24 protein-coding genes and 1 other RNA gene are annotated in these 26,038 nt (G+C 67.7%); 9 read left to right on the top strand and 16 right to left on the bottom strand.

What is annotated here, in order from left to right; genetic code table 11:
* The first annotated feature begins 46 nt into the window (after window positions 1-46).
* Window positions 47-901 carry an endonuclease/exonuclease/phosphatase family protein gene (locus PQB87_RS10185; protein ID WP_153488419.1) on the top strand — a complete coding sequence of 285 codons (855 nt, stop codon included), beginning with the start codon at window positions 47-49 and terminating at the stop codon, window positions 899-901.
* Between the two features lie 30 nt (window positions 902-931).
* On the opposite strand, the gene PQB87_RS10190 is transcribed toward PQB87_RS10185, so the two are convergent.
* The 10 genes from PQB87_RS10190 to ffs all read right to left on the bottom strand — a co-directional run bounded on the left by PQB87_RS10190 (window position 932) and on the right by ffs (window position 10,502).
* Complete coding sequence (locus PQB87_RS10190; protein ID WP_021163110.1) at window positions 932-1,708, bottom strand: 3'-5' exonuclease; 777 nt, start codon at window positions 1,706-1,708, stop codon at window positions 932-934.
* Between the two features lie 3 nt (window positions 1,709-1,711).
* Entirely contained in the window at window positions 1,712-2,800 is a 1,089-nt protein-coding gene (rpoS, locus tag PQB87_RS10195) for an RNA polymerase sigma factor RpoS (protein ID WP_027787230.1), read from the bottom strand.
* A gap of 11 nt (window positions 2,801-2,811) precedes the next feature.
* Complete coding sequence (locus tag PQB87_RS10200) at window positions 2,812-3,696, bottom strand: peptidoglycan DD-metalloendopeptidase family protein (protein WP_153488420.1); 885 nt, start codon at window positions 3,694-3,696, stop codon at window positions 2,812-2,814.
* 5 nt (window positions 3,697-3,701) lie between these two features.
* Window positions 3,702-4,634 (bottom strand): protein-L-isoaspartate(D-aspartate) O-methyltransferase, encoded by a 933-nt coding sequence (locus PQB87_RS10205; RefSeq protein ID WP_059687434.1) that lies wholly within the window; start codon window positions 4,632-4,634, stop codon window positions 3,702-3,704.
* Window positions 4,631-5,392: a 5'/3'-nucleotidase SurE gene (surE, locus tag PQB87_RS10210; RefSeq protein ID WP_027787227.1), complete on the bottom strand. Its 762-nt coding sequence runs from the start codon at window positions 5,390-5,392 to the stop codon at window positions 4,631-4,633. The genes PQB87_RS10205 and surE overlap by 4 nt, the downstream gene beginning before the upstream one ends.
* Before the next feature lie 222 nt (window positions 5,393-5,614).
* Window positions 5,615-6,820, bottom strand: coding sequence for a CaiB/BaiF CoA transferase family protein (locus PQB87_RS10215; protein ID WP_027787226.1), 1,206 nt, complete (start codon window positions 6,818-6,820; stop codon window positions 5,615-5,617).
* Between the two features lie 48 nt (window positions 6,821-6,868).
* Complete coding sequence (gene recR / locus PQB87_RS10220; protein ID WP_006478665.1) at window positions 6,869-7,465, bottom strand: recombination mediator RecR; 597 nt, start codon at window positions 7,463-7,465, stop codon at window positions 6,869-6,871.
* Window positions 7,466-7,496: 31 nt separating this feature from the next.
* Window positions 7,497-7,823, bottom strand: coding sequence for a YbaB/EbfC family nucleoid-associated protein (locus PQB87_RS10225; protein ID WP_006482124.1), 327 nt, complete (start codon window positions 7,821-7,823; stop codon window positions 7,497-7,499).
* 92 nt (window positions 7,824-7,915) lie between these two features.
* Window positions 7,916-10,276, bottom strand: coding sequence for a DNA polymerase III subunit gamma/tau (locus PQB87_RS10230; protein ID WP_153488421.1), 2,361 nt, complete (start codon window positions 10,274-10,276; stop codon window positions 7,916-7,918).
* Between the two features lie 127 nt (window positions 10,277-10,403).
* An RNA gene (gene ffs, locus PQB87_RS10235) (signal recognition particle sRNA small type) lies at window positions 10,404-10,502 on the bottom strand.
* A gap of 400 nt (window positions 10,503-10,902) precedes the next feature.
* On the opposite strand from ffs, the gene trxA reads away from it, so the two are divergent.
* From trxA to PQB87_RS10275, 8 genes are all read left to right on the top strand, one after another.
* Entirely contained in the window at window positions 10,903-11,229 is a 327-nt protein-coding gene (trxA, locus tag PQB87_RS10240; RefSeq protein WP_006402348.1) for a thioredoxin TrxA, read from the top strand.
* A 193-nt stretch (window positions 11,230-11,422) separates the two neighbouring features.
* Complete coding sequence (gene rho, locus PQB87_RS10245; RefSeq protein ID WP_006478662.1) at window positions 11,423-12,685, top strand: transcription termination factor Rho; 1,263 nt, start codon at window positions 11,423-11,425, stop codon at window positions 12,683-12,685.
* 133 nt (window positions 12,686-12,818) lie between these two features.
* Window positions 12,819-13,319 (top strand): MerR family transcriptional regulator, encoded by a 501-nt coding sequence (locus PQB87_RS10250; RefSeq protein WP_059687414.1) that lies wholly within the window; start codon window positions 12,819-12,821, stop codon window positions 13,317-13,319.
* On the top strand, window positions 13,316-14,872 hold the full coding sequence (locus PQB87_RS10255) for an MFS transporter (protein ID WP_153488424.1): 1,557 nt from the start codon (window positions 13,316-13,318) through the stop codon (window positions 14,870-14,872). Before PQB87_RS10250 ends, PQB87_RS10255 begins: the two co-directional genes overlap by 4 nt.
* Window positions 14,873-14,910: 38 nt before the next feature.
* Window positions 14,911-15,744, top strand: coding sequence for a M90 family metallopeptidase (locus PQB87_RS10260; protein WP_059687412.1), 834 nt, complete (start codon window positions 14,911-14,913; stop codon window positions 15,742-15,744).
* Between the two features lie 157 nt (window positions 15,745-15,901).
* Complete coding sequence (locus PQB87_RS10265; protein WP_021156486.1) at window positions 15,902-16,162, top strand: type B 50S ribosomal protein L31; 261 nt, start codon at window positions 15,902-15,904, stop codon at window positions 16,160-16,162.
* A 144-nt stretch (window positions 16,163-16,306) separates the two neighbouring features.
* On the top strand, window positions 16,307-18,139 hold the full coding sequence (locus PQB87_RS10270; RefSeq protein WP_111939836.1) for an ArnT family glycosyltransferase: 1,833 nt from the start codon (window positions 16,307-16,309) through the stop codon (window positions 18,137-18,139).
* Window positions 18,140-18,141: 2 nt separating this feature from the next.
* Complete coding sequence (locus PQB87_RS10275; protein WP_111939837.1) at window positions 18,142-19,497, top strand: MATE family efflux transporter; 1,356 nt, start codon at window positions 18,142-18,144, stop codon at window positions 19,495-19,497.
* 11 nt (window positions 19,498-19,508) lie between these two features.
* Here PQB87_RS10275 and lipA read toward each other — a convergent pair whose 3' ends face one another.
* The 6 genes from lipA to PQB87_RS10305 all read right to left on the bottom strand — a co-directional run bounded on the left by lipA (window position 19,509) and on the right by PQB87_RS10305 (window position 25,611).
* Window positions 19,509-20,474 carry a lipoyl synthase gene (gene lipA, locus PQB87_RS10280; protein WP_021156487.1) on the bottom strand — a complete coding sequence of 322 codons (966 nt, stop codon included), beginning with the start codon at window positions 20,472-20,474 and terminating at the stop codon, window positions 19,509-19,511.
* A gap of 2 nt (window positions 20,475-20,476) precedes the next feature.
* Window positions 20,477-21,592, bottom strand: coding sequence for an acetoin dehydrogenase dihydrolipoyllysine-residue acetyltransferase subunit (locus tag PQB87_RS10285; RefSeq protein WP_489241632.1), 1,116 nt, complete (start codon window positions 21,590-21,592; stop codon window positions 20,477-20,479).
* A 4-nt stretch (window positions 21,593-21,596) separates the two neighbouring features.
* Window positions 21,597-22,601, bottom strand: a complete 1,005-nt coding sequence (locus PQB87_RS10290; RefSeq protein WP_048021073.1) for an alpha-ketoacid dehydrogenase subunit beta — start codon at window positions 22,599-22,601, stop codon at window positions 21,597-21,599.
* A gap of 54 nt (window positions 22,602-22,655) precedes the next feature.
* A complete protein-coding gene (locus PQB87_RS10295) occupies window positions 22,656-23,639 on the bottom strand; it encodes a thiamine pyrophosphate-dependent dehydrogenase E1 component subunit alpha (protein WP_021156490.1) in 984 nt (327 codons plus the stop codon).
* A 77-nt stretch (window positions 23,640-23,716) separates the two neighbouring features.
* Window positions 23,717-24,493, bottom strand: coding sequence for an SDR family NAD(P)-dependent oxidoreductase (locus tag PQB87_RS10300; RefSeq protein WP_489241635.1), 777 nt, complete (start codon window positions 24,491-24,493; stop codon window positions 23,717-23,719).
* A gap of 59 nt (window positions 24,494-24,552) precedes the next feature.
* Window positions 24,553-25,611: an ATP-NAD kinase family protein gene (locus PQB87_RS10305; RefSeq protein ID WP_060067639.1), complete on the bottom strand. Its 1,059-nt coding sequence runs from the start codon at window positions 25,609-25,611 to the stop codon at window positions 24,553-24,555.
* Window positions 25,612-26,038 lie beyond the last annotated feature (427 nt).

The raw sequence follows: 26,038 nt of genomic DNA on the forward strand, positions 1-26,038 counted from the left end.
GGGCGCCTCCCCTGGGCCTGGAATCCACCCGGCAGGAGATTCGACCATGCGACTGATCGACTGGAATATCCAATGGGGTCGGGACGCGGACGGCGTCGTCGATCTTTCGCGCACCGTCGCGGCGATCCGCGGGCTCGGCGACTTCGACGTGCTGTGCCTGCAGGAGGTCACGCGCGGCTTCGGCGCATTGCCCGGCCGACCCGGCGCCGACCAGTTCGCCGAACTCGCGGCGCTGCTGCCCGGCCATACGATCGTCGAAGCGATCGGCGCCGACCTGCCGCCGATCGAAGCCGGCGCACCGCGTCGCCAGTTCGGCAATGCGATCGCGACCCGGCTGCCGGTCGGGCGCGTGCTCCGCCAGTTGCTGCCGTGGCCGGCCGACGCCGGTGCGCCGTCGATGCCGCGCGTCGCGCTCGACGTCGAGCTGCAGGCGCCCTTCGGACCGCTGCGCGTGGTCACCACGCATCTGGAATACTATTCGGCGCGCCAGCGGCTCGCCCAGGTCGACGCGCTGCGCGACCGACACCTCGAGGCCTGCGCACACGCGGCACGACCAGCGCCCGCCGAAACCGCCGAGGGGCCGTTCAGCGCGACCGGCCAGCCGTGCGATGCGATCGTCTGCGGCGATTTCAACAGCGCGTTCGGCAGCGATGCCTATTGTCGATTCCTGGCGCCGATCGCAGACGCGCCGCGCTTCGTCGACGCATGGGTCGCCCGGCACCCCGGCCGCACGCCACCGCCGACGGCGGGTGTCCACGATACGGCGCAATGGTCGGAGGGGCCGCTCGCGTGCGACTTCGTATTCGTGACCGATACGCTGCTGCCGCACGTGATGCGCTGCGAAATCGACGGCGACGTCCGCGCATCGGATCACCAGCCGGTGCTGCTCGAACTCGATTGATCGCGCCGGCCTCGGCGCACCCCGCCCGCGCTACGCGGTGAAGCCGGCGAGGTATTCGGCCCAGTGCGACGCCGGCTCCTGCGCAAGCGAGTTCTTCACGAGCAGGATCTCGTCCGCATACTCGCTCGGCGTCAGGCCGCCGCGCATCAACTGGAACCGGCAATACAGCAGGTAGGTATTGACGACGTCGGTTTCGCAATAGTTGCGGATTTCCTCGATCCGCCCGTCCAGGAACGCCGGCCACACCTGGCTGCCGTCCATCCCGAGCTTGCCCGGAAAGCCGCACATCTTCGCGAGTGCGTCGAGCGGCGCGTTCGCGCGCGCCTGATACATCGCGAGCACATCCATCAGGTCGGTATGCCGCGAGTGATAGCGCGAGATGTAGTTGTTCCACTTGAATTCGCGGTCATCCTCGCCGAGATCCCAGTAGCGGGTGGCGGGAATGCCGTGCACGAGCGCGCGGTAATGGAGCACCGGCAGATCGAAGCCACCGCCGTTCCACGACACGAGCTGCGGCGTGTATTTCTCGATCACGCGGTAGAACGACTGGATCAGCGTGGCTTCGTTGTCCTGCGGCGTGCCGAGCGAGCGTACGCGAAACCCGTTGTTGTCACGGAACACACACGAGATCGCCGCGATGCGCTGCAGGTGGTGCGGCAGGAAATCGCCACCGGTCTTCTCGCGGCGCGCGGCGAACGCGTGTTCGGCCACCGCGGCATCGTCGAGCGTCGCGGGCAAGTCTTCCAGACGGCGAATGCCGTCGACATCGGGAATCGTCTCGATGTCAAAAACAAGAATCGGAGTCATCAGTTACAGAACGGCGTCCTTGCGCACGCCGTTGGAGGCGAAAAACCGCTTGAGGCGCACCAGCGCTTCCTGCTGGATCTGGCGCACGCGCTCGCGCGTGAGCCCCATCTCGTCGGCCAGCTCCTCGAGCGTCGCCGGTTCGATGTGATTCAGGCCGAAGCGGCGCTCGATCACGTGGCGGTGCTTGTCGGACAGCCGCGACAGCCACGCGCGAGTGAGCGTCTCGAGTTCGCGGTGCTGCACTTCGGCGTCGGGCGACTGGCTCTGGTCGTCGGGCAACAGGTCGAGCAGGCTGCTCGCGGGATCGAGGTCGAGCGGCGCGTCGAGCGACGCCGTGTGCTCGTTGAGCGCGAGGATGTCGGTGACTTCCTCGGCGGTCTTGCCGGTGAGATAGGCGATGTCGTCGATGCTGGCTTCGCGGCGCTCGGCCGCTTCGCCCGTCGACATCGAATTCTTTTCGAGGTGGCGCTTCGCGCGCAGCACCTGGTTCAGTTCGCGGATCACGTGCACGGGCAGGCGGACCGTGCGGGCCTGGTTCATGATCGCCCGCTCGATGCTCTGGCGGATCCACCACGTCGCGTAGGTCGAAAAACGGAAGCCGCGCGTCGGGTCGAATTTTTCGATCGCATGCATCAGGCCGAGGTTGCCTTCCTCGATCAGGTCGAGCAGCGGCACGCCGCGGTTCAGGTATCCCTTCGCGATGCTGACGACGAGGCGCAGGTTGCGCTCGATCATCACCTGCCGCGCCTCGAATTCACCGGCCTTGGCCAGACGCGAATAGCGCTGCTCCTCCTCGACGGTGAGCAGCGGCTTCACGCTGATGCGGTTCAGGTAATGCTGGATCGTGTCGGCCGTGAGTTCGGCCTGCAGCAGCGTGCGGAAATCGTCGACGTCGGGCGACGCCTCGGCCCGGCCTTCGCGCTCGTCGTCGCCACCGTCCGCCTCGGCGTCGCGCGCCTCGAGATCGCGTTCGTTATCCGCGTTGTCGTCCTCGTCGTCCGTCGAAGCACCCGCTCGCCCCACCGATGCTTGCGTGGCACGACTGATCTTCTCAGACTCGGCTTGCGGCTCGTGGCGCTTCGATTTCGGCATGGTCGTCTCGGTTATTGAGGCGGCAAATACTTCAGCGGATCGACAGGCTTACCCTGCCGGCGAACCTCGAAATGCAGCATCACGCGGTCGGAGTCGCTGTTACCCATCTCGGCGATCTTCTGCCCCTTCGTCACCGCGTCCCCCTCTTTTACCATCAAAGCGCGATTATGTGCATACGCCGTGAGGTAAGTTGCATCGTGTTTGATGATAATGAGGTTGCCGTAGCCACGCAGGCCATTGCCGGAATAGACGACGCGGCCATCGGCTGCCGCCTTCACGGCCTCGCCGGCCGTACCGCCGATATTGACGCCCTTGTTCTTCGCGTCGTCGAACCCGTTCAGCACGGGGCCGCGCGCAGGCCACGCGAACGTCACGGGGCCGCTCGGTGCAGCTGCCGTGTCGCTCGATGCGGCCGCCGTGGCAGGCGGCGTCGCGACGGACGACGTACCGGCGGCCGGCGTTGCCGGGCCGCTGCTGAGCGGCGCGGTAGCGACGGCGGCGCCCGCGATCGGCGCGGCGACCTGCGTGCCCGCAACAGCGGCACCGGCCTGCGGCGACACGCGCAGCAGCTGGTCGACTTCGATCTGATTCGGGTTCGCCAGGTTGTTCCACGCGGCGATGTCGCGATAGTTCTGCCCGTTTTCGAGTGCGATCCGGTACAGCGTGTCGCCCGGCTTTACCCGGTAGTAACCCGGCGGCGCCGGCGGAAGCGGTACCGCGGGCTGCGCGGCGACAGTCGTGCCGAGCGAACCGGAGCGATCGACGACGGGCGCGTTGTCGAGCCGCGTCGCACAGGCGGCCAGTAGCGTGGAGAACGCAGCTACGCAGATCGCGCGCTGGGCGAGCGTGAGCGGTTCCCTGGAACGGTTGTTTTGCATCGCGCGCAACATACTCATCGGTTTCAAATTACTCCGGATTTTAAAGGGACAAAGAAAACGCGATCAAGCCGTGACTCCCGCCATTGCGCGTGCGCGACGCGCTCGACGAGCGTGAGCACCTGGTGCTGCCCGCTCTGCGCGCCGACCGGCGCGACAAGGCGCCCGCCGATCGCGAGCTGCTCGAGCAGCGCCTGCGGCACGTCGAGCCCCGCCGCCGCGATCACGATCGCGTCGAACGGGGCCGCGGACGGCAGGCCGACACGCCCGTCGCCGTAGTGCAGACGGATGTTCGGCACGCGCAGCGGCCGCAGGTTCAGCTTCGCGCGCTCGTAGAGCGGCTTGATGCGTTCAATCGAATACACGTCGCGTGCCACGTGGCTCAGCACGGCGGCCTGATAGCCGCAGCCCGTGCCGATCTCGAGCACGCGCTCGAGCGTGCGGCCGGCCATCGCGAGCTCGATCATGCGCGCGACAACCGACGGTTTTGAAATGGTCTGCTGGTGGCCGATCGGCAGCGCGGAATCCTCGTAGGCCTGCGTCGCCAGCCCCGGATCCACGAACAGGTGGCGCGGCACCGCGGCCATCGCGTCCAGCACGCGCGCGTCGGTCACGCCGTTCGCGCGCAGCCGTTCGACCATCCGTTCGCGCACGCGTTCCGACGTGAGCGCGAACGCGCCGGCCGGCGCGACGCTCGGCGCGGCCGGCTTCGGCATCGCGGGCTTCAGCGCGGTCGGCTTCGGTGCGGTCGCGGGCTTCGCGGCGGGGGAACCGGGCATGGCCGTGCGCGCGGCAGCGGGTTTCACCGCAACCGGTTTCAGCACGGCCGCGGGCTTGTCGGCGGCCTTCGATGCCGCGACCGCCGCATGGCGTTCGCCGGCCCGACCTTCCGACTTGCGTGGCGCTCGCTTGAGATCTTCGAGCGCGAGCGGAAACCGCTTCGCGCGCTCGCCGCTCATGAAGCCCGCCCTCCGGCGCGCGCCCATTCGCGCGTCGCGGGCAGCATCTGCGTATGCGTGAGGTCCAGCTGCAGCGGCGTGATCGATACGAAACCGTTTGCCACCGCGTGAAAATCGGTGCCTTCGCTGGCGTCCAGCGCTTCGCCCGCCGCGCCGATCCAGTAGATCGGTTCGCCGCGCGGGTCGGTCTGGCGAATCACCGGCTGCGACGGATGGCGTTTGCCGAGACGCGTGACTTTCCAGCCTTTCAGTTCGTCGTAAGGCAGGTTCGGAATATTGACGTTCAACAGCGGCTGCCCCGGCAGCGGATGCGCGAGGGAGTGCTCGACGATCTCCGCGGCGACGCGCGCGGCATCCGCGAGATGGGCCCAGCCCTTGTCGACCAGCGAGAACGCAATGGCCGGCACGCCGAACATGATGCCTTCGGTGGCGGCCGCAACTGTCCCCGAATAGAGCGTGTCTTCGCCCATGTTCTGGCCGTTGTTGATCCCGGAAACGACGAGGTCCGGCCTGGCGTCGGCCATCCCTGTCAACGCGACGTGCACCGAATCGGTCGGCGTGCCGTTCACGTAGAAGAAACCCGTACTCGCTGCGCGCTGCACCGACAGCGGCCGCGACAACGTGAGGGAATTCGACGCGCCGCTGCAGTTCTGCTCGGGCGCGATCACCGTGAGTTCGGCCAACGGCCGCAGCGCGTCGCTGAGCGCGGCGAGACCGGGGGCGAGATAGCCGTCGTCGTTGCTGAGTAGGATTCGCATCCGGCGATTGTAACCGAGGAAAGATGGCGCGAGAGCGACAGTCCGGCGACTGCGGAAGGACGGTTGCGGGCGGCCGTACACGCTGCACCGCCGCGTTGCGCGGCGGCGTTCTGCGCGCTCAGGAAAACGCCTCGCCGCCCCGGGTTTTCCAGCACCAACGGCGCTCGCTTGTGGAATGTGCCCTTCGGGGAGCCCGGCGCGAGGCGACGGGCCGAGGGGCGTTCAGATCGCACCCGCGTCGCGCAGTGCGGCAATCGCCTGCGCATCGTAGCCGAGGCCGCGCAGCACCTCGTCGGTATGCTCGCCGAGTTCGGGCCCGAGCCAGCGCGTTTCGCCCGGCGTGTCCGACAGCTTCGGCGTGATGTTCGGCAACGGAATGTCGGTGCCGTCGGCCAGCTTGAAGCGCTGGATCATCTGCCGCGCGACGAACTGCGGATCGGTGAACATGTCGGCGGCGCTGTAGATGCGCCCGGCAGGCACGTCGGCCGCGTTGAGCACGACGAGCGCTTCATCGATCGTGCGCGGCGCGAGCCATGCGGCAATCGCGTCGTCGATCTCCTGCGTGCGCGGCACGCGCCCGTCGTTTTGCGCGAGTGCGGGATCGTCGGCGAGGTCGTCGCGCTCGATCGCCTTCATCAGCCGCTTGAAGATCGGGTCGCTGTTGCCGCCGATCACGATGCTGCCATCGCGGCATGCATACGTGTTCGACGGCACGATACCCGGCAGCGACGCGCCGGTGCGCTCGCGCACCATCCCGTACACGCCGTATTCGGGCACCACGCTTTCCATCATGTTGAAGACGGCTTCATACAGCGCAACGTCGACCACCTGCCCCGCGCCGCCGTTGACCTTGCGGTGATGCAATGCCATCAGCGCGCCGATCACGCCATGCAGCGCGGCGATCGAATCGCCGATGGAGATGCCGATACGCGGCGGCGGCAGGTCGGGATATCCGGTGATGTGGCGCAGCCCGCCCATCGATTCGGCGATCGCGCCGAAACCGGGCCGGTCGCGGTACGGGCCCGTCTGCCCGTAGCCGGACAGGCGCACCATCACGAGGCCCGGGTTCTCGGCCGACAGCACGTCGTAGCCGAGCCCGAGCTTTTCCAGCAGGCCCGGGCGGAAATTCTCGATCACGATGTCGGCCTCGCGCGCGAGTTGCCGCGCGATCGCCTTGCCGGCGTCGGCCTTCAGGTTGAGCGTGACCGATTTCTTGTTGCGCGCCTGCACGGACCACCACAGCGACGTGCCGCCCTGCTCCGGATGGAGCTTGCGCCACTTGCGCAGCGGGTCGCCGCCGTTCGGATCCTCGATCTTGATCACTTCCGCGCCGAATTCGGCGAACAGCCGCGACGCGAACGGCCCCGCGATCAATGTTCCGAATTCGAGCACTTTGACGCCCGCGAGCGGGCCCTGGCTGGTGCTCATGTGTCTCCCTGGCATGAGGAACGGCGCCGCCGACCGGCGGCGCCCGGCTTACATCGTGCGGCGGTCGAGCATCGCGCGGGCGATGGTGCCCGCGTCGACATATTCGAGCTCGCCGCCCACCGGCACGCCGCGCGCGAGGCGCGTGACCGCGAGCCCGCGCGCCTTCAGCGTCTGGCCGAGGTAGTGCGCGGTGGCCTCGCCCTCGTTCGTGAAGTTGGTCGCGAGCACGACTTCCTTGACGACCCCGTCGGACGCGCGCCGCACGAGGCGGTCGAAATGGATTTCCTTCGGGCCGATCCCGTCGAGCGGGCTCAGCCGGCCCATCAGCACGAAATACAGCCCGCGGTAAGTCATCGTCTGCTCGAGCATGATCTGGTCGGCAGGCGTCTCGACGACGCACAGCAGCGTCGGATCACGCTCTTCGTCGCTGCAGACCTCGCAGATCTGCGCTTCGGTGAACGTATTGCACTTCTCGCAATGCTGCAGGTGCTCGGTCGCGAACAGCAGCGACCGGCCGAGCCGCTCCGCGCCCTCCCGATCGTGCTGCATCAGGTGGACCGCCATGCGCTGGGCGGATTTCGGCCCGACACCGGGCAGCACGCGCAACGCTTCGACGAGAGCGGACAGGGCGGACGGCTGTTTCATACGGCGGCAAAAAGTGGCACGGACGCCGCGTTCAGAACGGCAGCTTGAAGCCCGGGGGCAGCGGCAGGCCGGACGTCATGCCGCTCATCTTTTCCTGCGACGTCGCTTCGGCCTTGCGCACGGCGTCGTTGAACGCAGCCGCGACGAGATCCTCGAGCATGTCCTTGTCGTCCGCGAGCAGGCTCGGGTCGATCGACACGCGACGCACTTCGTTGCGGCACGTCATCGTCACCTTGACGAGGCCGGCGCCCGACTGTCCTTCGACTTCGATCAGTGCAAGCTGCTCCTGCATCTTCTTCATGTTTTCCTGCATTTGCTGCGCTTGCTTCATCAGTCCGGCGAGGTTGCCTTTCAACATGGGAATACTCCTTCTTGATCGTGTGAACACCGGCACGCGGCGCGTGCCGGCCAATGTGTGGGCGTGATTGTGCCTGTCGCGGGGCGCTCAGTTCAATGCAGCGTCGGCGGCGGGCCGTCCGGCGCCGCGTCGGCAAGCGGGCGCACCGAACCCTCGACGATGCGCGCACCGAAGTCGCGCACGAGCTGCTGGACGAACGGATCGCCGTGAATCTCCTGCTCGGCCTCACGCTGGCGCGCCGCGCGCGCAGCCGCATCGAGTGCCGCCGCCGTACGCCGGGCGGGCCCGACTTCGACGGCCACCTCGACCGGCTTGCCGAGCGCATCGGCCAGCGCGGCCTTCAGCTTCGCCACCTGCGCAGCGTCCGCATATTGCGGCACCGGCACTGAAAGTTTCAACGTAGTCGCATCGACGGCCGTCAGCTCGCTGTTGAACGCGAGCTGGTACGCGACGCCCTTGAGCGGCAGCCGCGCGGCCAGCGCCGGCCACTCGCCGTCGAAGCCAACTGGATCGAGCGCGATCGCGGGCGGCAGCGGACGCGTGTCGACCGGGGCGGACGGACGGGCTTCCGCCGGCTTCGGCGTCACGCGCACATCGTCGGGGCCGCTGTCGAATACCGGCACGAAGCCGTCGTCGGGCGGGCCGCCAAACATCTCGTCGGCACTGAGCGGCACGTATTCGTCCGGCGGGATGTCCTCCCACGGCGGCGGGGCCTGACGCGCATCGGCTGCCTGCGGCGCACGGGCCGCCGCGCGCGGCGTCGGTACCTGTACGGCGGCGGGACGCGGCGCGACGGGCTTCTCGGCGGCCGGCTGGGCGGCCGGTTTCGCGGCGGCACCTGCGCGACCGCGGTCGGACGACACGCGCATCCCCGCATTGCGCAGCACGTCCAGCGCGGCGGCGGCTCCCCCGGAACGCGCTGCCGGACGGGCGGCGGGCTCGGGCGGCGCAGCGCGCGGCACCGGTTCGGCCGGCGCAGCCGGCGTGTCGCTTCGCTGGACAACCGCAGCCGGCGGCTCGGGCTCATTGCGGGCGGGTGTCGGCCTCTCGCTGGCCGGCTCCGCTTGCGGTACTGCGGCCACGCGCGGCTGCGGCGTTTCGACGACCGGCTCATCAACCGGGGCCGGCGCGGATGCCGGGACGGCAGCCGGCTTCTCGGCCGGCTGGTCTGCTTCGCCTCCAGCCGGTGCCGGCGCCGCACGCACAACCGGCGCCGCTGGCGCAGCCGTTGCCGTAGCCTGCGGCCGCGCTGCCTCGACGGGTGCGGCGGATACCGGCTTCGCCACGCCAGCCGATGCCGCCGCCACGCGCGGACCCGGCACCGCTCGCGGCACGGACGGCTGTCCGCCCGGCGCACTGCCGGCTGCCACAGCCGGCTCGAACGCGAGCATCCGCAGCAGCGTCATCGTGAAACCGGCGTATTCGTCCGGCGCCAGGCCGAGTTCCGCGCGGCCAACCGTCGCGATCTGATAGAACAGCTGGACCTGCTCGGGGCTCAGCGTCTCCGCGAAGCGGCGCAGGTCGCCCGCTTCGGGCCATTCGTCGAGCACCGAACCCGGCGCGAATTGCGCCCACGCGATCCGGTGCAGCAGGCTCGCGAGATCCTGAAGCGCAGTCGAGAACGACAGGCTGCGCAGCGACATCTCGTCGGCAATCGCAAGGATTTCCGGGCCGCTGCCCGCGGCAAGCGCGTCGAGCAGACGCACCATGTAAGTCTGGTCGAGCGCGCCGAGCATGCCCGACACGGCCGACTCGGTCACCTCGTTTGCCGAATAGGCAATCGCCTGGTCGGTGAGGGACAGCGCGTCACGCATGCTGCCCTGCGCGGCACGCGCGAGCAGGCGCAGCGCCTGCGGCTCGAACGTGATGTGCTCTTCGCCGAGAATCCGTTCGAGATGCGACACGATATGTCCGGCCGGCATCTGCTTCAGGTTGAACTGCAGGCAGCGCGACAGCACGGTGACGGGAATTTTCTGCGGATCGGTCGTCGCAAGGATGAACTTGACGTGCGGCGGCGGCTCTTCGAGCGTCTTCAGCATCGCGTTGAACGCGTGATTCGTCAGCATGTGCACTTCGTCGATCATGTAGACCTTGAAGCGCGCATCGACGGGCGCGTACACGGCGCGCTCGAGCAGCGCGGCCATTTCATCGACGCCGCGGTTGCTCGCGGCATCCATCTCGACGTAATCGACGAAACGCCCTTCGTCGATCTCGCGACAGGCGCGACACACGCCGCACGGCTGCGACGTGACGCCGGTTTCACAGTTGAGTGCCTTGGCGAAGATCCGCGACAGCGTCGTCTTGCCGACACCGCGGGTTCCGGTAAACAGATAGGCGTGATGGAGACGCCCGCCGTCGAGCGCGTGCGTGAGCGCCCTGACGACGTGCTCCTGGCCGACGAGCGAAGCGAAATCCTTCGGACGCCACTTGCGTGCGAGAACTTGATAGGTCATCAGGAAATTGTATCAGTAACGCTGCGTCGCGCCGACACGCGAAACGGTGCGAAAGACAGGCAACGCGCAGGTAAAACGGAGTGTGGTGCAGAAATAAAAAACGCCCGGCGAACGGGGCGAGAAGGAAGGTGACGAGCCCAACCCTCGGCACTGGCGGAAAACGATTGTGGCTGCTTCGTTCCCGACCTGACCAGGTTCACCGCCCCACCATGCGAGGAGGCCCGTCACGGCATATTCTATCACCGCTTCCGGATGAATGCGACCGTTTGTTCGCACCAATGCGAATATGACCGGACAAACCGGCGCGCATCGGGCCGCACGACGATCACCCGCATCGAATTGCCTGCTTCCCCTTGTAATTTGCGGGCCGGCCTCCACCTGCAGGGCACAACGGTCGAACGGCGCGTCGTACCCCTACTCGCGTAGCGGCTACTATCGCCGCCCGCAGCAGATAGCAATTTAGGCTAATATGACGCCCGAACGACCCGCGAGCCGCGGCATGCAGCGCTTACACCCCTCCTGTCCGGAGAGCGGAGTGACCTGCCGCAGCGGCCGGCAGCCAACGGCGGCCGGTACGCCGCAACGCGCAAGCAGGCAGTCCCCGAACCGTAAGAGGTATTGACCCAATGAGCGAACAGATCAAACACATCAGCGACGCATCGTTCGAACAGGACGTCGTCAAGTCCGACAAGCCCGTGCTCGTCGATTTCTGGGCCGAATGGTGCGGCCCGTGCAAGATGATCGCCCCGATCCTCGACGAAGTCGCGAAGGACTACGGCGACAAGCTGCAGATCGCGAAGATCAACGTCGACGACAACCAGGCAACGCCCGCCAAGTTCGGCGTGCGCGGCATCCCGACGCTGATCCTGTTCAAGAATGGCGCGGCCGCCGCGCAGAAGGTCGGCGCGCTGTCGAAGTCGCAGCTCACCGCATTCCTGGACAGCCACCTGTAATACCGGCAGTTCCGCGGACGTGTTGTCAACCGGCAACACGTCCGTCGTCAAGCCGCCGTTCGCTCGCTCAAGCGCGAATCGGCCTATGCTAGAATCAAAAAACGTCTACAAGACGCATTTAAGTCTCTGAGCGCTTCCGCTCGCCCTCCTCCCTTTATTTCTTTCGTCGTCTCCTCCCTGGCGGGTTCTCCGTATGCATTTATCCGAGCTCAAGTCTCTGCACGTGTCCGAACTGATCGAAATGGCCAATGGCCTCGAGATCGAAAACGCGAACCGCCTGCGCAAGCAGGAGTTGATGTTTGCCATTCTTAAAAAGCGCGCCAAGACGGGTGAGACGATCTTCGGTGACGGTACGCTCGAAGTGCTGCCGGACGGTTTCGGCTTCCTGCGCTCGCCGGAAATGTCGTACCTCGCGAGCACCGACGACATCTACATCAGCCCGTCGCAGATCCGCCGCTTCAACCTGCACACGGGCGACACCATCGAAGGTGAAGTCCGCACGCCGAAGGACGGCGAGCGCTACTTCGCGCTGGTGAAGGTCGACAAAGTCAACGGGCAGCCGCCCGAGGCCTCGAAACACAAGATCATGTTCGAGAACCTCACGCCGCTGCACCCGAACAAGCCGCTCTCGCTCGAACGCGAAATGCGCGGCGAAGAGAACGTCACGGGCCGCATCATCGACATGATCGCGCCGATCGGCAAGGGCCAGCGCGGCCTGCTCGTCGCATCGCCGAAGTCGGGCAAGACCGTGATGCTCCAGCACATCGCGCACGCGATCAAGCAGAACCACCCGGACGTGATCCTGTTCGTGCTGCTGATCGACGAGCGTCCTGAAGAAGTGACCGAAATGCAGCGCTCGGTCGCGGGCGAAGTGATCGCCTCGACGTTCGACGAACCGGCCACGCGCCACGTCCAGGTCGCCGAAATGGTGATCGAGAAGGCCAAGCGCCTCGTCGAAATGAAGCACGACGTCGTGATCCTGCTCGACTCGATCACGCGTCTCGCACGTGCATACAACACCGTGATCCCGGCATCGGGCAAGGTGCTGACGGGCGGTGTCGACGCGAACGCACTGCAGCGTCCGAAGCGCTTCTTCGGCGCGGCGCGCAACATCGAGGAAGGCGGTTCGCTGACGATCATCGGCACCGCACTGATCGAAACCGGCAGCCGCATGGACGACGTGATCTACGAAGAGTTCAAGGGCACCGGCAACATGGAAGTGCACCTCGAGCGCCGCCTCGCGGAAAAGCGCGTCTATCCGTCGATCAACCTGAACAAGTCGGGCACGCGCCGCGAGGAAATGCTGATCAAGCCCGAGATCCTCCAGAAGATCTGGGTGCTGCGCAAGTTCATCCACGACATGGACGAAGTCGAGGCAATGGAATTCCTGCTCGACAAGATCCGCCAGACGAAGAGCAACTCCGAGTTCTTCGACCTGATGCGCCGCGGCGGCTAAGCGCCCCCGCCCCGCACCGAACGGCCGCCCGCGCATCCTGCCCGGCGGCCGTTTTTCGGCGCCAACCTGAACGTGAACGTACAGGTTGATCTATAATCGCGTCATCGCCCGGATCGAATTCCCTCCACGCCCCATGCCGAACGACACCTCCAATCCGTTGCTGACCGTGAGCGATGCCGCGTCGCGACTCGGCGTCACGCCGCGCACGCTGAAGTATTACGAGGAGCGCGGGCTCGTCACGCCGTCGCGCAGCGAGGGCCGCTACCGCCTCTACGACGAAGCCGACCTCGAGCGCTTCGCGCGCATCCTGCGGCTGCGCGCGCTCGGCTTCTCGCTGCACGGCATCACCGAAATGCTGAAGCGCCCGCTGGAAGAAACGGGCGACGGCCGGCGCCGCTACTCGGAAGCGTCGCTGCGCGACATCCGTACCGGCCTCGCCGGGCAGATCGATACGCTCGACCGGCGGATCGCGGCCGTCCAGCGCGAACTGAAGGAAGCCGTCGCGCTGCGCAAGGAACTGCAGCACGACATCGACTACGTCGAGCGGCGTCTTGCCGGCGAAAACGCCGACACGCTGATCGCGCAGCGGCAGGCCGAAAGCGGCACGCGGCGCGCGCGCAAGGCGCGCGAATGAACGCGATGCCCGGTCGCCCGCCGCTGTGGAGCCGCGCGAACCTGCGCGCGGACCTGTTCCCGTGGGCGCTCGCGCTCGTCACCGGCATCGACTATTTCGACAACGCGGCCTTCTCGTTCTTCGCGAGCTACATCGCGGGCGGCATCAACGCTTCGCCCGACGAACTCGTGTGGTCGTCGAGCGCTTACGCGGTCACGGCCGTGCTCGGCATCCTGCAGCAGCAATGGTGGGTCGACCGGCTCGGCCATCGCCGCTACGTCGCCGGCTGCATGCTGATGTTCTCGTTCGGCGCGATCGCGGCCGCGCTCGCCGACACGTCGCTCGAACTCGCGTTCGCGCGCGGTTTCCAGGGATATTTCATCGGCCCGATGATGGGCGCGTGCCGGATCCTGATCCAGATCAGTTTCAAGCCGCAGGAACGGCCGCCCGCGACACGCGCGTTCCTCATCATGATCCTGCTCGGCAGCGCGCTCGCGCCGATCGCGGGCGGCCTGCTCGTCGCGCATGCGACATGGCGCGCGCTGTTTGCATGCACGGCGCCGGCCGGCATCGCGTTCGCGATCCTCGCGCTGCTCACGCTGCCCGACTCGGGCCGGACGCCCGACGACGAACGCGGCTCCGGACACTTCTGGCCGTATGTCGTGTTCGCACTCGCACAAGGTGCGCTGCAGATCGTGCTGCAGCAGGTGCATTACCAGCTCTACAGCGGCTCGCCGATGCTGATCCTGCTGACGATCGCGGGGATCGCCGCGCTCGCGTGGTTCGCGTATCACCAGTGGAACCATCCGACGCCGCTCGTGCGCCTTCACGCGTTCCGCGAACGGACGTTCCAGGTCGGGCTGCTGCTCTACATGTTCTATTACTACGAGTCGACAGGCTTCAGTTACCTGACCTCGCGGCTTCTCGAAGGCGGGCTCGGCTATCCGGTCGAGAACGCCGGGCGGCTCGTCGGCACGATGTCGCTGATTTCGGCCACCGCACTGTTCGCCTACCTGCGTTACGCGAAATTCGTCATGCACAAGAAGTGGTTCGTCGTGCCGGGGTTCGCGATCGCCATCACGGCCGCGCTGTGGATGACGCGAATGACGCCGCAGGTCGGCGAAGCCGCGCTGATCGTCCCGCTGCTGCTGCGCGGGCTGCTCCTGCTCTTTATCGTGCTGCCGGTGGCCAACCTGACGTTCCGGATCTTCGCGATCGACGAATACACGCACGGCTACCGGCTGAAGAACATCGTGCGGCAACTGACGATCTCGTTTGCGACGTCGTCGGTAATCATCGTCGAACAGCACCGCGTGGCCGTGCACCAGACGCGACTCGTCGAGCACGCGAACGTGTTCGATCCGCTGTTCCAGCAGACCGTCGATGCGCTGACGCGCAGCTATGCGGCCGCCGGCCACGCGCTGAACGACGCGCACGGGCTCGCGATCGCGTCGATCGCGCGCATGGTCGCGCAACAGGCGTCGTTTCTCGCGTCGCTCGACGGCTTTTACTTCCTGGCCGGCGTGGCGCTCGTCGGCGGCCTCTTCGCGGCATGGCAAAAAGAGATCGATTGAGTTAAAAGACAGGCTTTGGATTTCCGCGAGCCGCCTTCATGCTCTCGAAACTGACCCGCTGGTTCGACGACCGCCGCCGCGACCGCGCGCTGCGCAGCCATCCGATCCCCGACGCGCTATGGCAGGACACCGTCGAGCGCCTGCCGTTCCTCGCGGCGCTGTCGCCCGACGCGCTCGGCCGGCTGCGCGAACTGACGAGCCTGTTCGTCGCGAAGAAATCGTTCTCGACCGCACACGGACTCGAGCTGACCGACGCGATGATCGTCGCGATCGCCGCGCAGGCCTGCCTGCCCGTGCTGAATCTCGACCTGTCGCTGTACGACGGCTGGGTCGGCGTCGTCGTGTATCCGGGCGAATTCGTGATCCGCAAGACGGTGCAGGACGAGGACGGCGTCGTCCACGAAGTGGAGCAGGACGCGAGCGGCGAGGCCTGGGAAGGCGGCCCCGTGATCCTGTCGTGGGAGGATGCGCAGATGACGGACGGCCGCGACGCGTACAACGTCGTGATCCACGAGTTCGCGCACAAGATCGACATGGTCAACGGCGCAGCCGACGGCTATCCGCCCCTTTTTCGCCGCTGGCACGCGCCGTACCTCGATGCGCAGGCCTGGGCCGACGTGTTCGAGCACGCATACGACCAGTTCTGCGCGCGCGTCGACGCGGTGCCGGACCGCGCGTGGGCGCGCTTCGAGCGGGAATCGCTGATCGATCCGTATGCGGCCGACCATCCGTCCGAATTCTTCGCGGTGTGCAGCGAAGCGCTGTTCGTACGACCGAAAGCGTTCGAGTCCGAATTTCCGGAGCTGTACCGGCTGCTCGCGCGCTACTACCGGCAGGATCCGGCCGGCACCGGCGCGCTCGACGCACCGTGAAAATAATTCGTCAACCATCTGATTTTCTGGCATAATCGCCGTTTTTCGACCTTAGGCAAGTGGCTCGCGCCGGGCTTGACGTCGGCTGGATCGCGCAACTTTGTGCGGCACGGCACGGCAAGCGGCGGGTTGGCTACCGCTCTCACCAAGGAAAATCATGAAACCTGGCATTCACCCGGATTACCGCGAAGTCGTCTTCCAAGACATGTCGAACGGCTTCAAGTTCATCACGCGCTCGACGATCCAGACGCGTGAAAACATCGAACTCGACGGCAAGACCTACCCGCTCGCCAAGATCGAAGTGTCGTCGGAATCGCACTCGTTCTACACGGGTCAGCAAAAGATCATGGACACGGCCGGCCGTGTCGAGAAGTTCAAGAACAAGTTCGGCGTTCGCGCCAGCGGCAAGGCGAAGTAAGCTTTGCACCGCATCCGGTGGTTGCAACGCACCGGTATCGCACAAAAGGGCAGCCCAGGCTGCCCTTTTTTGTCTCTGCTCGCCGGAAATGCACCGGCCGGCGTCCGGGCATCGGCCTGACGCGCAACTGCCGGCGCGTCTACAATGCCGGATGCTCGAAACCGGCTCGACCGCGCGCACCCGCGCCGGCCGCCCGCCCATAACAAATCGCTCATCTGCATGAAGCCTGTCGTCCGTCTCACCGCCTCCGCCACGCGTGCGCTGCCGCGCTGGCTGCTGCTTACCCTCTGCTTCGTCTACGCAGCGTTCGGCCTGTTCGGCCGCGACCCGTGGAAGAACGAGGACGCGGCGGGCTTCGGCGTGATGTGGACGATGGCCAAGGGCGGCTGGCACGACTGGCTGCTGCCGAACCTCGTCGGCAAGTTCATCACGACCGACGGGCCGCTCGGCTACTGGCTCGGTGCGCTGTCGATCCGCGGCCTCGGCCCGTGGGTCGATGCGAGCAACGCGTCGCGCGTCGATACCGGCGTGCTGTTCTGCGTCGCGTGCGCGTTCGTCTGGTACGCAGCCTACCTGCTCGGCCGGCGTGCCGAGGTCCAGCCGTTCAAATACGCATTCGGCGGCGAACCCGAGCCGCGCGACTACGGCCGCACGCTCGCCGACGGCGCGCTGCTGGTGCTCGTCGCCTGCTTCGGCCTCGCGGAACGCGGGCACGAAACGACGCCGCAGCTAGCGCAGTTCGCGTGGATCGCCATGCTCGTCTACGGGATCGTCCGCGGCATCGACAAGCCGATGCAGGGCGCGCTGTGGTGGGGTCTCGCGATCGGCCTCGTCGCCCTGTCCGGCAACCCGGTGCTCGTCGTCGCCCTGCTCGCCGGCACGACCGTGCTGTGGCTCGTCACGCCCGAGATGCGCAACCTGCGCCTGCCGCTGGTCGGCGTACCGCTCGCGGCCGCGATCTTCGCGCTGTGGCCGCTTGCCGCGTTCGTCGCGGCGCCCGACGACGCCGCATGGTTCTTCAACCAGTGGATTCACGGCAGCCTGATGCGCTTTTCCGGCCCGCCGACCGCCGTGCTCGGCTATGCGGCAAAGAACCTGCCGCTGTTCACGTGGCCCGCGTGGCCGCTCGCGATCTGGGCATGGTGGAGCTGGGCCGGCATGCGCCGCCGCGCGCACGTCGCGATTCCGCTGTCGGTCGCCGTGCCGCTCGTCGCGCTCGTGATCCTGCAGAGCCAGCAGTCGAACCGCATGTACATGCTGCTGATGCCGCCGCTCGCGGTGCTCGCGACGTTCGCGCTGCCGACCCTCAAGCGCGGCGCGATCAACGCGATCGACTGGTTCGCGGTGCTGAGCTTCACGATCCTCGGCACGTTCGTGTGGCTCGTGTGGCTCGCCTCGCTCACGGGCTTCCCGCATCCGCTCGCCCGCAACCTCGCGCGCCTCGTGCCCGGCTACGAGCCGCACTTCAAGATCCTGTCGTTCGTCTGCGCGGTGATCGCCACGGTGTGCTGGTGCTTCCTCGTGCGCTGGCGCATCTCGCGGCAGCCGAAGGTCCTGTGGCGCAGCGTCGTGCTGTCGGGTGCGGGCACCACGCTGATGTGGGTGCTGCTGATGACGCTGTGGCTGCCGATCGTCAATTACGGCCGGACCTATCGCGACGTCGCGCAGCAGATCGCCGTGCACCTGCCGTCCGACTACGAGTGCATCTCGCCCGTGCGGCTCGGTGACGCGCAGATCGCGACCTTCGCGTATTTCGGCAACATGCGCTTCGATTTCTCCGGCGACTGCGACGTGATCCTGCGCCAGGACCGCTCGGACTTCGGCGAGCCGAGCTCGATGTCGCAATACGTGTGGCGTCTCGTGTGGGAAGGCCGCCGCGTCGCCGACCGCGACGAGCGCTTCCGCCTGTACGAGCGCATCGAACGGCCGAAGACGCCCGTCAAGCGGCGTCCGCCGCGCCGTCAGCCGGCCGACTGACGATGTTCGGCGACATCCGCCGGATCGTCGGTCTCGCGTGGCCGGTGCTCGTCGGCCAGCTCGCGATCATCGCGTTCGGCGTGATCGACACCGCGATGGTCGGCCGCTACTCGGCCGTCGATCTGGCCGCGCTCGGGCTCGGCTCGTCGATCTACGTGTCGATCTACATCGGCCTGACGGGCATCCTGTCCGCGCTGCAGCCGATCACCGGGCAACTGTACGGTGCGCGACGCTATGCCGAAATCGGCGAGGAAGTGCGCCAGGCGCTGTGGCTCGCGCTGCTGCTCGCGGTGCCCGGCTTTCTCCTGCTGCATTTTCCCGAGCCGCTGCTGCGCGTCGCGCACGCACCCGCCGCGCTGCACGACCGCACCGTCGACTACCTGCGCATCCTGTCGTACGGGCTGCCCGCCAGCCTCGTCTTCCGCATCTACAACGCGCTGACCAACGCGGCCGGCAAGCCGCGCCTCGCGATGATCCTGCAGATCGGCGCGCTGGTGCTCAAGTTTCCGCTCAACGTGTGGTTCATCTTCGGCGGGTTCGGCGTACCGGCCCTCGGCGGCCCCGGCTGCGGGCTCGCGAGCACGCTGATCAACTGGGCGCTCGCACTGATCGGCTACACGCTGCTCGCGAAGCTCGACGTGTTCGCGCCGCTCGCGATCTTCTCGCGCTTCTGCTGGCCGGTGTGGGAACGCCAGAAGGCGATCCTGAAACTCGGCGTGCCGATGGGCCTGTCGTACCTGATCGAGGTCACGTCGTACACGTGCATGGCGCTGTTCATCGCGCAATTCGGCACGACGACGCTCGCCGGCCACCAGATCGCCGGCAACATCGGCGCGGTGCTGTACATGACGCCGCTGTCGATCGGCGTGGCGGCATCGACGCTGGTCGCGCGCGCGCTCGGCGCCGGACGGCCCGAAGAAGCCCGGCTGCTCGGCCGGCACAGCGTGATCTTCGCGTGCGGCGTTGCCGCGACATACGGCCTGCTCGTGTTCGTGCTGCGACCGCTGATCATCGGCGGCTATACGCCGAACCCGGCCGTCGCCGCGGCCGCGATGCCGCTCGTCGCGATCGTCGCGTGCTACCACGTCTTCGATGCGCTGCAGGTCACGTCGGCGTTCGTGCTGCGGGCCTACAAGGTCGCGGTCGTGCCGACCGTGATCTATGCGGTCGCGCTGTGGGGCGTCGGGCTCAGCGGCGGCTACGTGCTCGGCTTCGACGTGGGCGGCATCGCGCCCGCGTGGCTGACCGGCGCGCGCGGCTTCTGGTTCGCGAACACGGTCAGCCTGATGCTCGCGGGCGCCGGGCTCGTGCTGTACCTGCGCCGGGTGAGTCGCGCGCACGCCCCGGCGCCGGCCTGACGCGCCGCCCGCTACCTGTCCTCCAGCACGTCGGCCGCATGGTATGACGACCGCACGAGCGGGCCGGCGACGACTTCCCTGAAACCCAGCGCCAGCGCGTCGTCGCGCCACGCGGCGAATGCCTCCGGGCTCACGTAGCGTCGCACCGGCAGGTGGTGCGCCGACGGCGCCAGATACTGGCCGAGCGTCAGCACGTCGACTTCGTGTGCGCGCAGGTCGCGCAGCGTGTCGCGCACCTCGTCGTCGCGCTCGCCGAGCCCGAGCATCAGTCCCGACTTCGTCACGAGCGTCGGCCGCGCGGCCTTCGCCTGCGCGAGCAATTCGAGCGAGCCGCGATAGTCGGCGCCCGGTCGCGCCGCGCGATACAGCGACGGCACCGTCTCGATGTTGTGGTTGAACACGTCGGGCCAGGCCGTCGACAGCGCATCGAGGGCACGGGCCACGCGGCCGCGGAAGTCCGGCGTCAGCACTTCGACGCCGATGCCCGGCACGCTCGCGCGCACCGCCGCGATGCACGCGGCGAAATGCGCGGCGCCGCCGTCGCGCAAGTCGTCGCGGTCGACCGACGTGATCACGACGTAGCGCAGCCCGAGCGCCGCGGCCGCGTCGGCCAGCCGCGCCGGCTCGTCGGGATCGAGCGGCTCTGGACGACCGTGCGCGACGTCGCAGAACGGGCAGCGCCGCGTGCACAGGCCGCCCATGATCATGAAGGTCGCGGTGCGCTGCGCGAAGCACTCGCCGATGTTCGGGCACATCGCCTCCTCGCAGACGGAATGCAGCCGATGGTCGCGCAGCACGGCAGCCATGTCGGCCACCGCCGCGCTCATCATCGGCCGCGCGCGCAGCCACGGCGGCTTCGGCAACGCCGCGCCTGCCGCGGGCTCGACGCGCACCGGAATGCGCGCGAGCTTGTCGCGGCTTCTCGCGCCCGGCTGGCCGAGCGCCGTGAGGCTGGGTCGTTCGAGCGCGGCGGCCATCGTCAGTCTCCGAGGAACGCGACGATCAGGCGGTTCACGTCGGCGGCCGCCTCCATCTGCACCATGTGCCCGCTGCCGGCGATCACTTCGGCACGCACGCCGTCGGCCAAACCCTGCGCGTGATGCGCCGGGATCACCTGGTCGCGCTCGCCCCAGATCACGAGCGTGCGCGGCGCAAGCGTCGCGAGCCGGTCGCGGAACACACGCCGCTGTGCGGCGCCGTCGAACGCCGCATTCGCGATCTTCTCGAGCGCGGCCTGCACGCCTTCGAGCCGCTTGTACCTGACGAGATCCTCGACGAGCTGCCGCGTGACCAGCGCGTTGTCCGCAAACAGCGCACCGAGGTGCGGCTTCAGCGTGTTGCGGCTGTTGCCGGCGACGAAACCGTCGATGTAAGCGCGGTTGATGTCGGTGCCGAGCCCCGCGCTCGCGATCAGCGTCAGCGACGCGACGCGTTGCGGCGCGCGTTCCGCTGCCGCCATCGCAACCGCGCCGCCCATCGAATGGCCGATCAGGTGCGCCTGGTCGATGCCCTTCGCATCAAGCAGCGCGAGCACCGCGTCGGCGAGTTCGTCGAGGCTGCCCGTCTCGACCGCCTTGCCCGATTCGCCATGGCCGGGCAGGTCCAGCGCCCACACGGGCCGGTGCGCGGCAAGGTCCGCGTGATTGAACAGCCAGTTGTTCAGGTCGCCGCCGAAGCCGTGAATCAGCACGGCGGGTGTGCCGGTGCCTTCGCCGAGCTTCAGGAAGCGCACCGTCCGGCCGCCGATCTGCGCCTTCTCGGGTTGCGGGCCGGCCGCTTCGTCGGAGGCGGCGCTCGGCACGAAATCGCGCTGGAAATCGGCGATCGCCGCGTCGATGTCCGCATCGCTCGCATCGGCCGCCGCGACGACGCCGAGCAGCGCGCCGACCGGCAGCGTCTCGCCTTCCTGCGCGACCTGCCGGCGCAGCATGCCGTCGAAAGCGCATTCGACGCCCGACGAGATCTTGTCGGTCTCGACGTCGAGCACTTCGTCGCCCTTCGTCACGCGTTCGCCGATCGTCTTCAACCAGCCGTTGACCTGCCCCTGCTCCATCGACAGCCCCCACTTGGGCATCGTGATCATGTGAATCGACATCGTGTCAGCTCCTCGTCTTCAGGACCGCCTGCGCAATCGCATCGGCGGACGGGATATACAGGTCTTCCAGCACGCTCGCGAACGGCGCGGGCGTGTGCGGCGCGGTCACGAGCTCGATCGGTGCCTTCAGCGCATGGAACGCGCGCTGCGCGACGAGCGCGGCAATGTCGGTCGCGATCGAGCAGCGCGGGTTCGCTTCGTCGACGACCACGACGCGCCCGGTGCGCTCCGCGCTTTCGAGGATCGTTTCCTCGTCGAGCGGCGACGTCGTGCGCAGATCGATCACGTCGACCTGGATGCCGTCCTTCGCGAGCTTCGCGGCCGCGTCCATCGCGAGATGCACCATCCGGCCGTACGTGACGATCGTCGCGTCGTCGCCGTCGCGCATCACGTTTGCCTCGCCGAACGGAATCGCATAGGACTCCTCCGGCACGTCGCCTTCGCGGGTATAGAGCAGCTTGTGTTCGAGGAAGATCACGGGATCGTTGTCGCGGATCGCCTGGATCAGCAGCCCCTTCGCGTCGTACGGCGTCGACGGGCACACGACCTTCAGCCCCGGGATATGCGTAAACAGCGACGTGAGCATCTGCGAGTGCTGCGCGGCCGCGCGCAGTCCGGCGCCGTACATCGCGCGGATCACGACCGGCGTCACGGCCTTGCCGCCGAACATGTAGCGGAACTTGGCGGCCTGGTTGAAGATCTGGTCGAAGCACACGCCCATGAAGTCGATGAACATCAGCTCCGCGACGGGCCGCATCCCGCATGCGGCCGCACCGACCGCCGCACCGATGTAGCCGCCCTCCGACAGCGGCGTATCGAGCACGCGGCCCGGAAATTTGTGGAACAGCCCCTTCGTCACGCCGAGCACGCCGCCCCACGCGTCGTCCTCGCCCGGCGCGCCCGCGCCGCCCGCATTGTCCTCGCCCATCACGATCACGCTGTCGTCGCGCGCCATTTCCTGCGCGAGCGCCTCGTTGATCGCCTGCGAATAAGTGATCTTCCTTGCCATGTCTGTCTCCTGGAATGTTCGGTTCGCCGTGTCGGCCGCGGTGTCAGGCCGCGCTCACGGGTACGACACGTAGACGTCGGTCAGCAGGTCGGCTGCGTCGGGCAGCGGCGCGGCCTTGGCCTGCGCGACCGCGTCGTCGATCAGCGCCTTCACCTGGGCATCGACCGCGCGCAGATCGGCGGTCGTCAACGCTTCGGCCCGCACGACGCGCGTCTCGAAATGCTTCAGGCAGTCCTTCTCGTCACGCAGCTTCTGCACCTCGCCGGGTGCGCGATAAGTCTGCGCGTCGCCTTCGAAGTGGCCGAAATAGCGCGTGAACTTCACCTCGACGAGCGTCGGGCCGCCGCCGTTGCGCGCGCGCTCGACGGCTTCGCCGAGCGCTTCGTGCACCGCGAAGAAGTCGAAGCCGTCGACGATCACGCCCGGCATCCCGAACCCGTTCGCGCGATCGGCGATGTTGTCGGTCGCGACCGACCAGCTCGACGACGTCGCTTCCGCGTAGCCGTTGTTTTCGGCCACGAAGATCGCGGGCAGCCGCCACACCGACGCGAGGTTCATCGATTCGAAGATCACGCCCTGGTTCGACGCGCCGTCGCCGAAGAAACACACGCCGACGCCGCCCGTCTTCTTGTGCTTCGCCGCGAGCGCGGCGCCGCACACGAGCGGACCGCCCGCGCCGACGATCCCGTTGGCGCCGAGCATCCCCATCGACAGGTCGGCGATGTGCATCGAGCCGCCCTTGCCGTGGCAGACGCCGGTCTTCTTGCCATAGATCTCGGCCATCATCCCGTGCACGTCGACGCCCTTCGCGATGCAATGGCCGTGGCCACGGTGCGTGGTCGCGACGTAGTCGTCGAGGCCGAGGTGCAGTATCGTGCCGACCGCGGACGCCTCCTCGCCCGCGTACAGGTGAACGAAGCCGGGGATCTCGCCGGTCGCGAATTCGACGTGCAGGCGTTCCTCGAATTCGCGGATCGTGCGCATCAGCCGGTAGGCGTCCAGCAGCTTGTCCCTGCTGAGCTGTGTCGAAACGGTCATGTGTGTCTCCTGGGTAGGTCTGACTGCGAATGCCGCCGCGGCGATGCCGTGGCGACGGATTGCACGGCCTGCGGCCGTCAGTGGAACGTGAAGCCGCCGTCGACGTTCACGGCCTGGCCCGTCACGTTGTCCATCGTCGCGAAGAACAGCGCGAGCCGGCCCATGTCTTCCGGTGTCTGCGCGCGGCCCTGCGGGATCAGCGCCAACTGGTGCCGCTGCCACGATTCCTCGACCGTTTCGCCGTCGGTCTTCCATTCGTCGGACAGCCGGTCCCACATATAGGTACGGACGATGCCGGGGCAGATCGCGTTGACGGTCACGCCGTCGCGCGCAAGCTCCTTCGCGAGCGCGTTCGTGAAGCCGACGACCGCGAATTTCGATGCGCTGTAGTGCGCGAGATTCGGAAAGCCTTCCTTGCCGGCGATCGACGCGACGTTGATGATCCGGCCGCGGCCCTGCGCCTTCAGGTGCGCGAGCGCCGCGCGGCAGCCGAGGAAGGTGCCCTTCGCGTTCACGTCCATCACGACATCCCAGTCGCGCTCGGTCAGTTCGGCGACCGGATGAATGCTGATCACGCCCGCGCAATTCACGAGGATGTCGAGCCGGCCGAGTTCGGCGAGCGCCTGCGCGACCATCGCGTCGACCTGCGCGGCCTGCGTGACGTCGACCTTCGCGACCGCCGCCCGCCGGCCGAGCGCGCGTACCTCGCGCGCGGTGGCGTCGAGCGCGTCGTCGAGCAGGTCGGCCAGCAGGATGTCGGCGCCCGCGCCGGCAAGCGTCAGCGCAATGCCGCGGCCGATGCCGCGCGCGCCGCCCGTGACGATGGCGACCTGTCCTTCGAGTGAAGCCGTCATGGCAATGTCTCCTTGATGATCGTTATGGATATCGAAATGTCATGCGAAAAAGTGGCGGCTCAGTCGTGCCACGCGCCGGCATCGCGCAGCAGTTGCCGCGACGACGCGTAACGCAGCGTGCGGCCGACATCGACCGTCAGCGGCCCGCGCCAGTCGAGCGAGATCTCGTAGCGATCGCCGCGCGCGACCTCGATCTCGCGTTCACCGTCGAACGCGAGCGTGCCGCGCTCGAACGGAATCGTCTGCCACGCGCCCGGCTCGAGCCGTTCGCAACTGCGCATCACGACGCGATCGACACGACCCGGCGCAATCGGCGCGACGAGCGGCGTGCCGGCCGCCTTGCCTTCGGCCGCAAAGCGCATCGCGAGCCCGTGCGGCGCGCTGCGTTCGAGCGGCGCCCACGCGCCGCCGAGCGCGGACAGGCCGATCCCGTCCGGTTCCGCGAACGTCAGGTAGAGCGAATCGATGTCGTCGGACCCCGAGATCGCGCGGGCGCCGATGAAGCGCTGGCGCGCGGCGCACACGTCGACGAGCGCGATCTCCTCGCGCCCCGGCTGCGCACCCGCCACGCAGCGCACGACGAGCCGCTTGTTGCGCATGAACGCGACTTCGGCCGGCACCGCGCCGGTCGCGGCGAGTCCTGCCGCGACGCCCGCGACGGTTGCCTCGCGATGTTCGGGAAACGCGTTGTTGGTGCCGGTGGACAGCGCGACGAGCGGTGTCGCGCCACAGTGCGCGGCGACGGCGCGATGCGTGCCGTCGCCGCCGAGCACGACGATCAGCGCGACTTCCATCCGGTGCAGGTACGCGGCGCCGGCCTGTGTATCGGCGACGGTATCGGTGATCGGCAGGTCGACGAATTCGACCTCGGGCCAGCGCTCGTGCGGCGCGACCGCGCGATGCGTGTCGATCGCGCGCAGCAGCAGCGTCGCGATGCCCGTGCGGTCGCGCAGCGTCAGCACGCGCTCGACGCCCATCGCGCCGAGGCCGGCCAGCAGTCGCACGATCATGTTCGCCTTCTCCGCCGTCGGAAACACGGAGGCATGCGTCGTGAGGCGGCGGATGTCGCGCCCCGATGCGGGGTTCGCGATCACGCCGACGGTAACGGGCGTCGTCACGGGTTCGTCTCCATCCAGTTGGCCGGCCCCGGCGCATGGGTGTACGCCGCGGCCCTGCCTGTCTCGTCCGCTGCCATCGCCGGGCGGCGGATCTTCGTCGTCGACGCGACCGCGCCGACCTGTCCGTGATCTCTGCAAGCGGCGTGCCATCGTGCGTGAGATGACCGTGAAACCCGTGTGCACGCTGACGCGGCGGGAATGTCGACGCCGCCGGTTCGCTGCCGGAGCCACGGCGTGCGCGGCAATTCCGCCCGTTCGTCTCACCCCGTCGATGCGACGAAACGGCCACCGCGACGCCGGTGCAAGCGCGCCGTTGCGCCCGCAAACCCCGCGCTGTCGCGGCGCCGCGCGGGCCGCGTCATGCCGGACGATCCGCGCATGCCGCACATGCGCGCGTCTCAGCGACACGAGACAGCGCGCGATACCG

This window comes from Burkholderia sp. KL41, assembly GCF_057005415.2.

Coding starts and splice junctions, on each gene's coding strand:
- PQB87_RS10285 (WP_489241632.1), bottom strand. CDS start 21,592: ATGTCGATTCACATGATCACGATGCCCAAGTGGGGGCTGTCGATGGAG.
- recR (WP_006478665.1), bottom strand. CDS start 7,465: ATGAAACAGCCGTCCGCCCTGTCCGCTCTCGTCGAAGCGTTGCGCGTG.
- PQB87_RS10230 (WP_153488421.1), bottom strand. CDS start 10,276: ATGACCTATCAAGTTCTCGCACGCAAGTGGCGTCCGAAGGATTTCGCT.
- PQB87_RS10255 (WP_153488424.1), top strand. CDS start 13,316: ATGAACGCGATGCCCGGTCGCCCGCCGCTGTGGAGCCGCGCGAACCTG.
- PQB87_RS10270 (WP_111939836.1), top strand. CDS start 16,307: ATGCCGGATGCTCGAAACCGGCTCGACCGCGCGCACCCGCGCCGGCCG.
- PQB87_RS10275 (WP_111939837.1), top strand. CDS start 18,142: ATGTTCGGCGACATCCGCCGGATCGTCGGTCTCGCGTGGCCGGTGCTC.
- PQB87_RS10300 (WP_489241635.1), bottom strand. CDS start 24,493: ATGACGGCTTCACTCGAAGGACAGGTCGCCATCGTCACGGGCGGCGCG.
- PQB87_RS10250 (WP_059687414.1), top strand. CDS start 12,819: ATGCCGAACGACACCTCCAATCCGTTGCTGACCGTGAGCGATGCCGCG.
- PQB87_RS10215 (WP_027787226.1), bottom strand. CDS start 6,820: ATGAGCACCAGCCAGGGCCCGCTCGCGGGCGTCAAAGTGCTCGAATTC.
- PQB87_RS10190 (WP_021163110.1), bottom strand. CDS start 1,708: ATGACTCCGATTCTTGTTTTTGACATCGAGACGATTCCCGATGTCGAC.
- rpoS (WP_027787230.1), bottom strand. CDS start 2,800: ATGCCGAAATCGAAGCGCCACGAGCCGCAAGCCGAGTCTGAGAAGATC.
- surE (WP_027787227.1), bottom strand. CDS start 5,392: ATGCGAATCCTACTCAGCAACGACGACGGCTATCTCGCCCCCGGTCTC.
- trxA (WP_006402348.1), top strand. CDS start 10,903: ATGAGCGAACAGATCAAACACATCAGCGACGCATCGTTCGAACAGGAC.
- lipA (WP_021156487.1), bottom strand. CDS start 20,474: ATGGCCGCCGCGCTCGAACGACCCAGCCTCACGGCGCTCGGCCAGCCG.
- PQB87_RS10205 (WP_059687434.1), bottom strand. CDS start 4,634: ATGAGCGGCGAGCGCGCGAAGCGGTTTCCGCTCGCGCTCGAAGATCTC.
- PQB87_RS10260 (WP_059687412.1), top strand. CDS start 14,911: ATGCTCTCGAAACTGACCCGCTGGTTCGACGACCGCCGCCGCGACCGC.
- PQB87_RS10185 (WP_153488419.1), top strand. CDS start 47: ATGCGACTGATCGACTGGAATATCCAATGGGGTCGGGACGCGGACGGC.
- PQB87_RS10290 (WP_048021073.1), bottom strand. CDS start 22,601: ATGGCAAGGAAGATCACTTATTCGCAGGCGATCAACGAGGCGCTCGCG.
- PQB87_RS10265 (WP_021156486.1), top strand. CDS start 15,902: ATGAAACCTGGCATTCACCCGGATTACCGCGAAGTCGTCTTCCAAGAC.
- PQB87_RS10295 (WP_021156490.1), bottom strand. CDS start 23,639: ATGACCGTTTCGACACAGCTCAGCAGGGACAAGCTGCTGGACGCCTAC.
- PQB87_RS10200 (WP_153488420.1), bottom strand. CDS start 3,696: ATGAGTATGTTGCGCGCGATGCAAAACAACCGTTCCAGGGAACCGCTC.
- PQB87_RS10225 (WP_006482124.1), bottom strand. CDS start 7,823: ATGTTGAAAGGCAACCTCGCCGGACTGATGAAGCAAGCGCAGCAAATG.
- rho (WP_006478662.1), top strand. CDS start 11,423: ATGCATTTATCCGAGCTCAAGTCTCTGCACGTGTCCGAACTGATCGAA.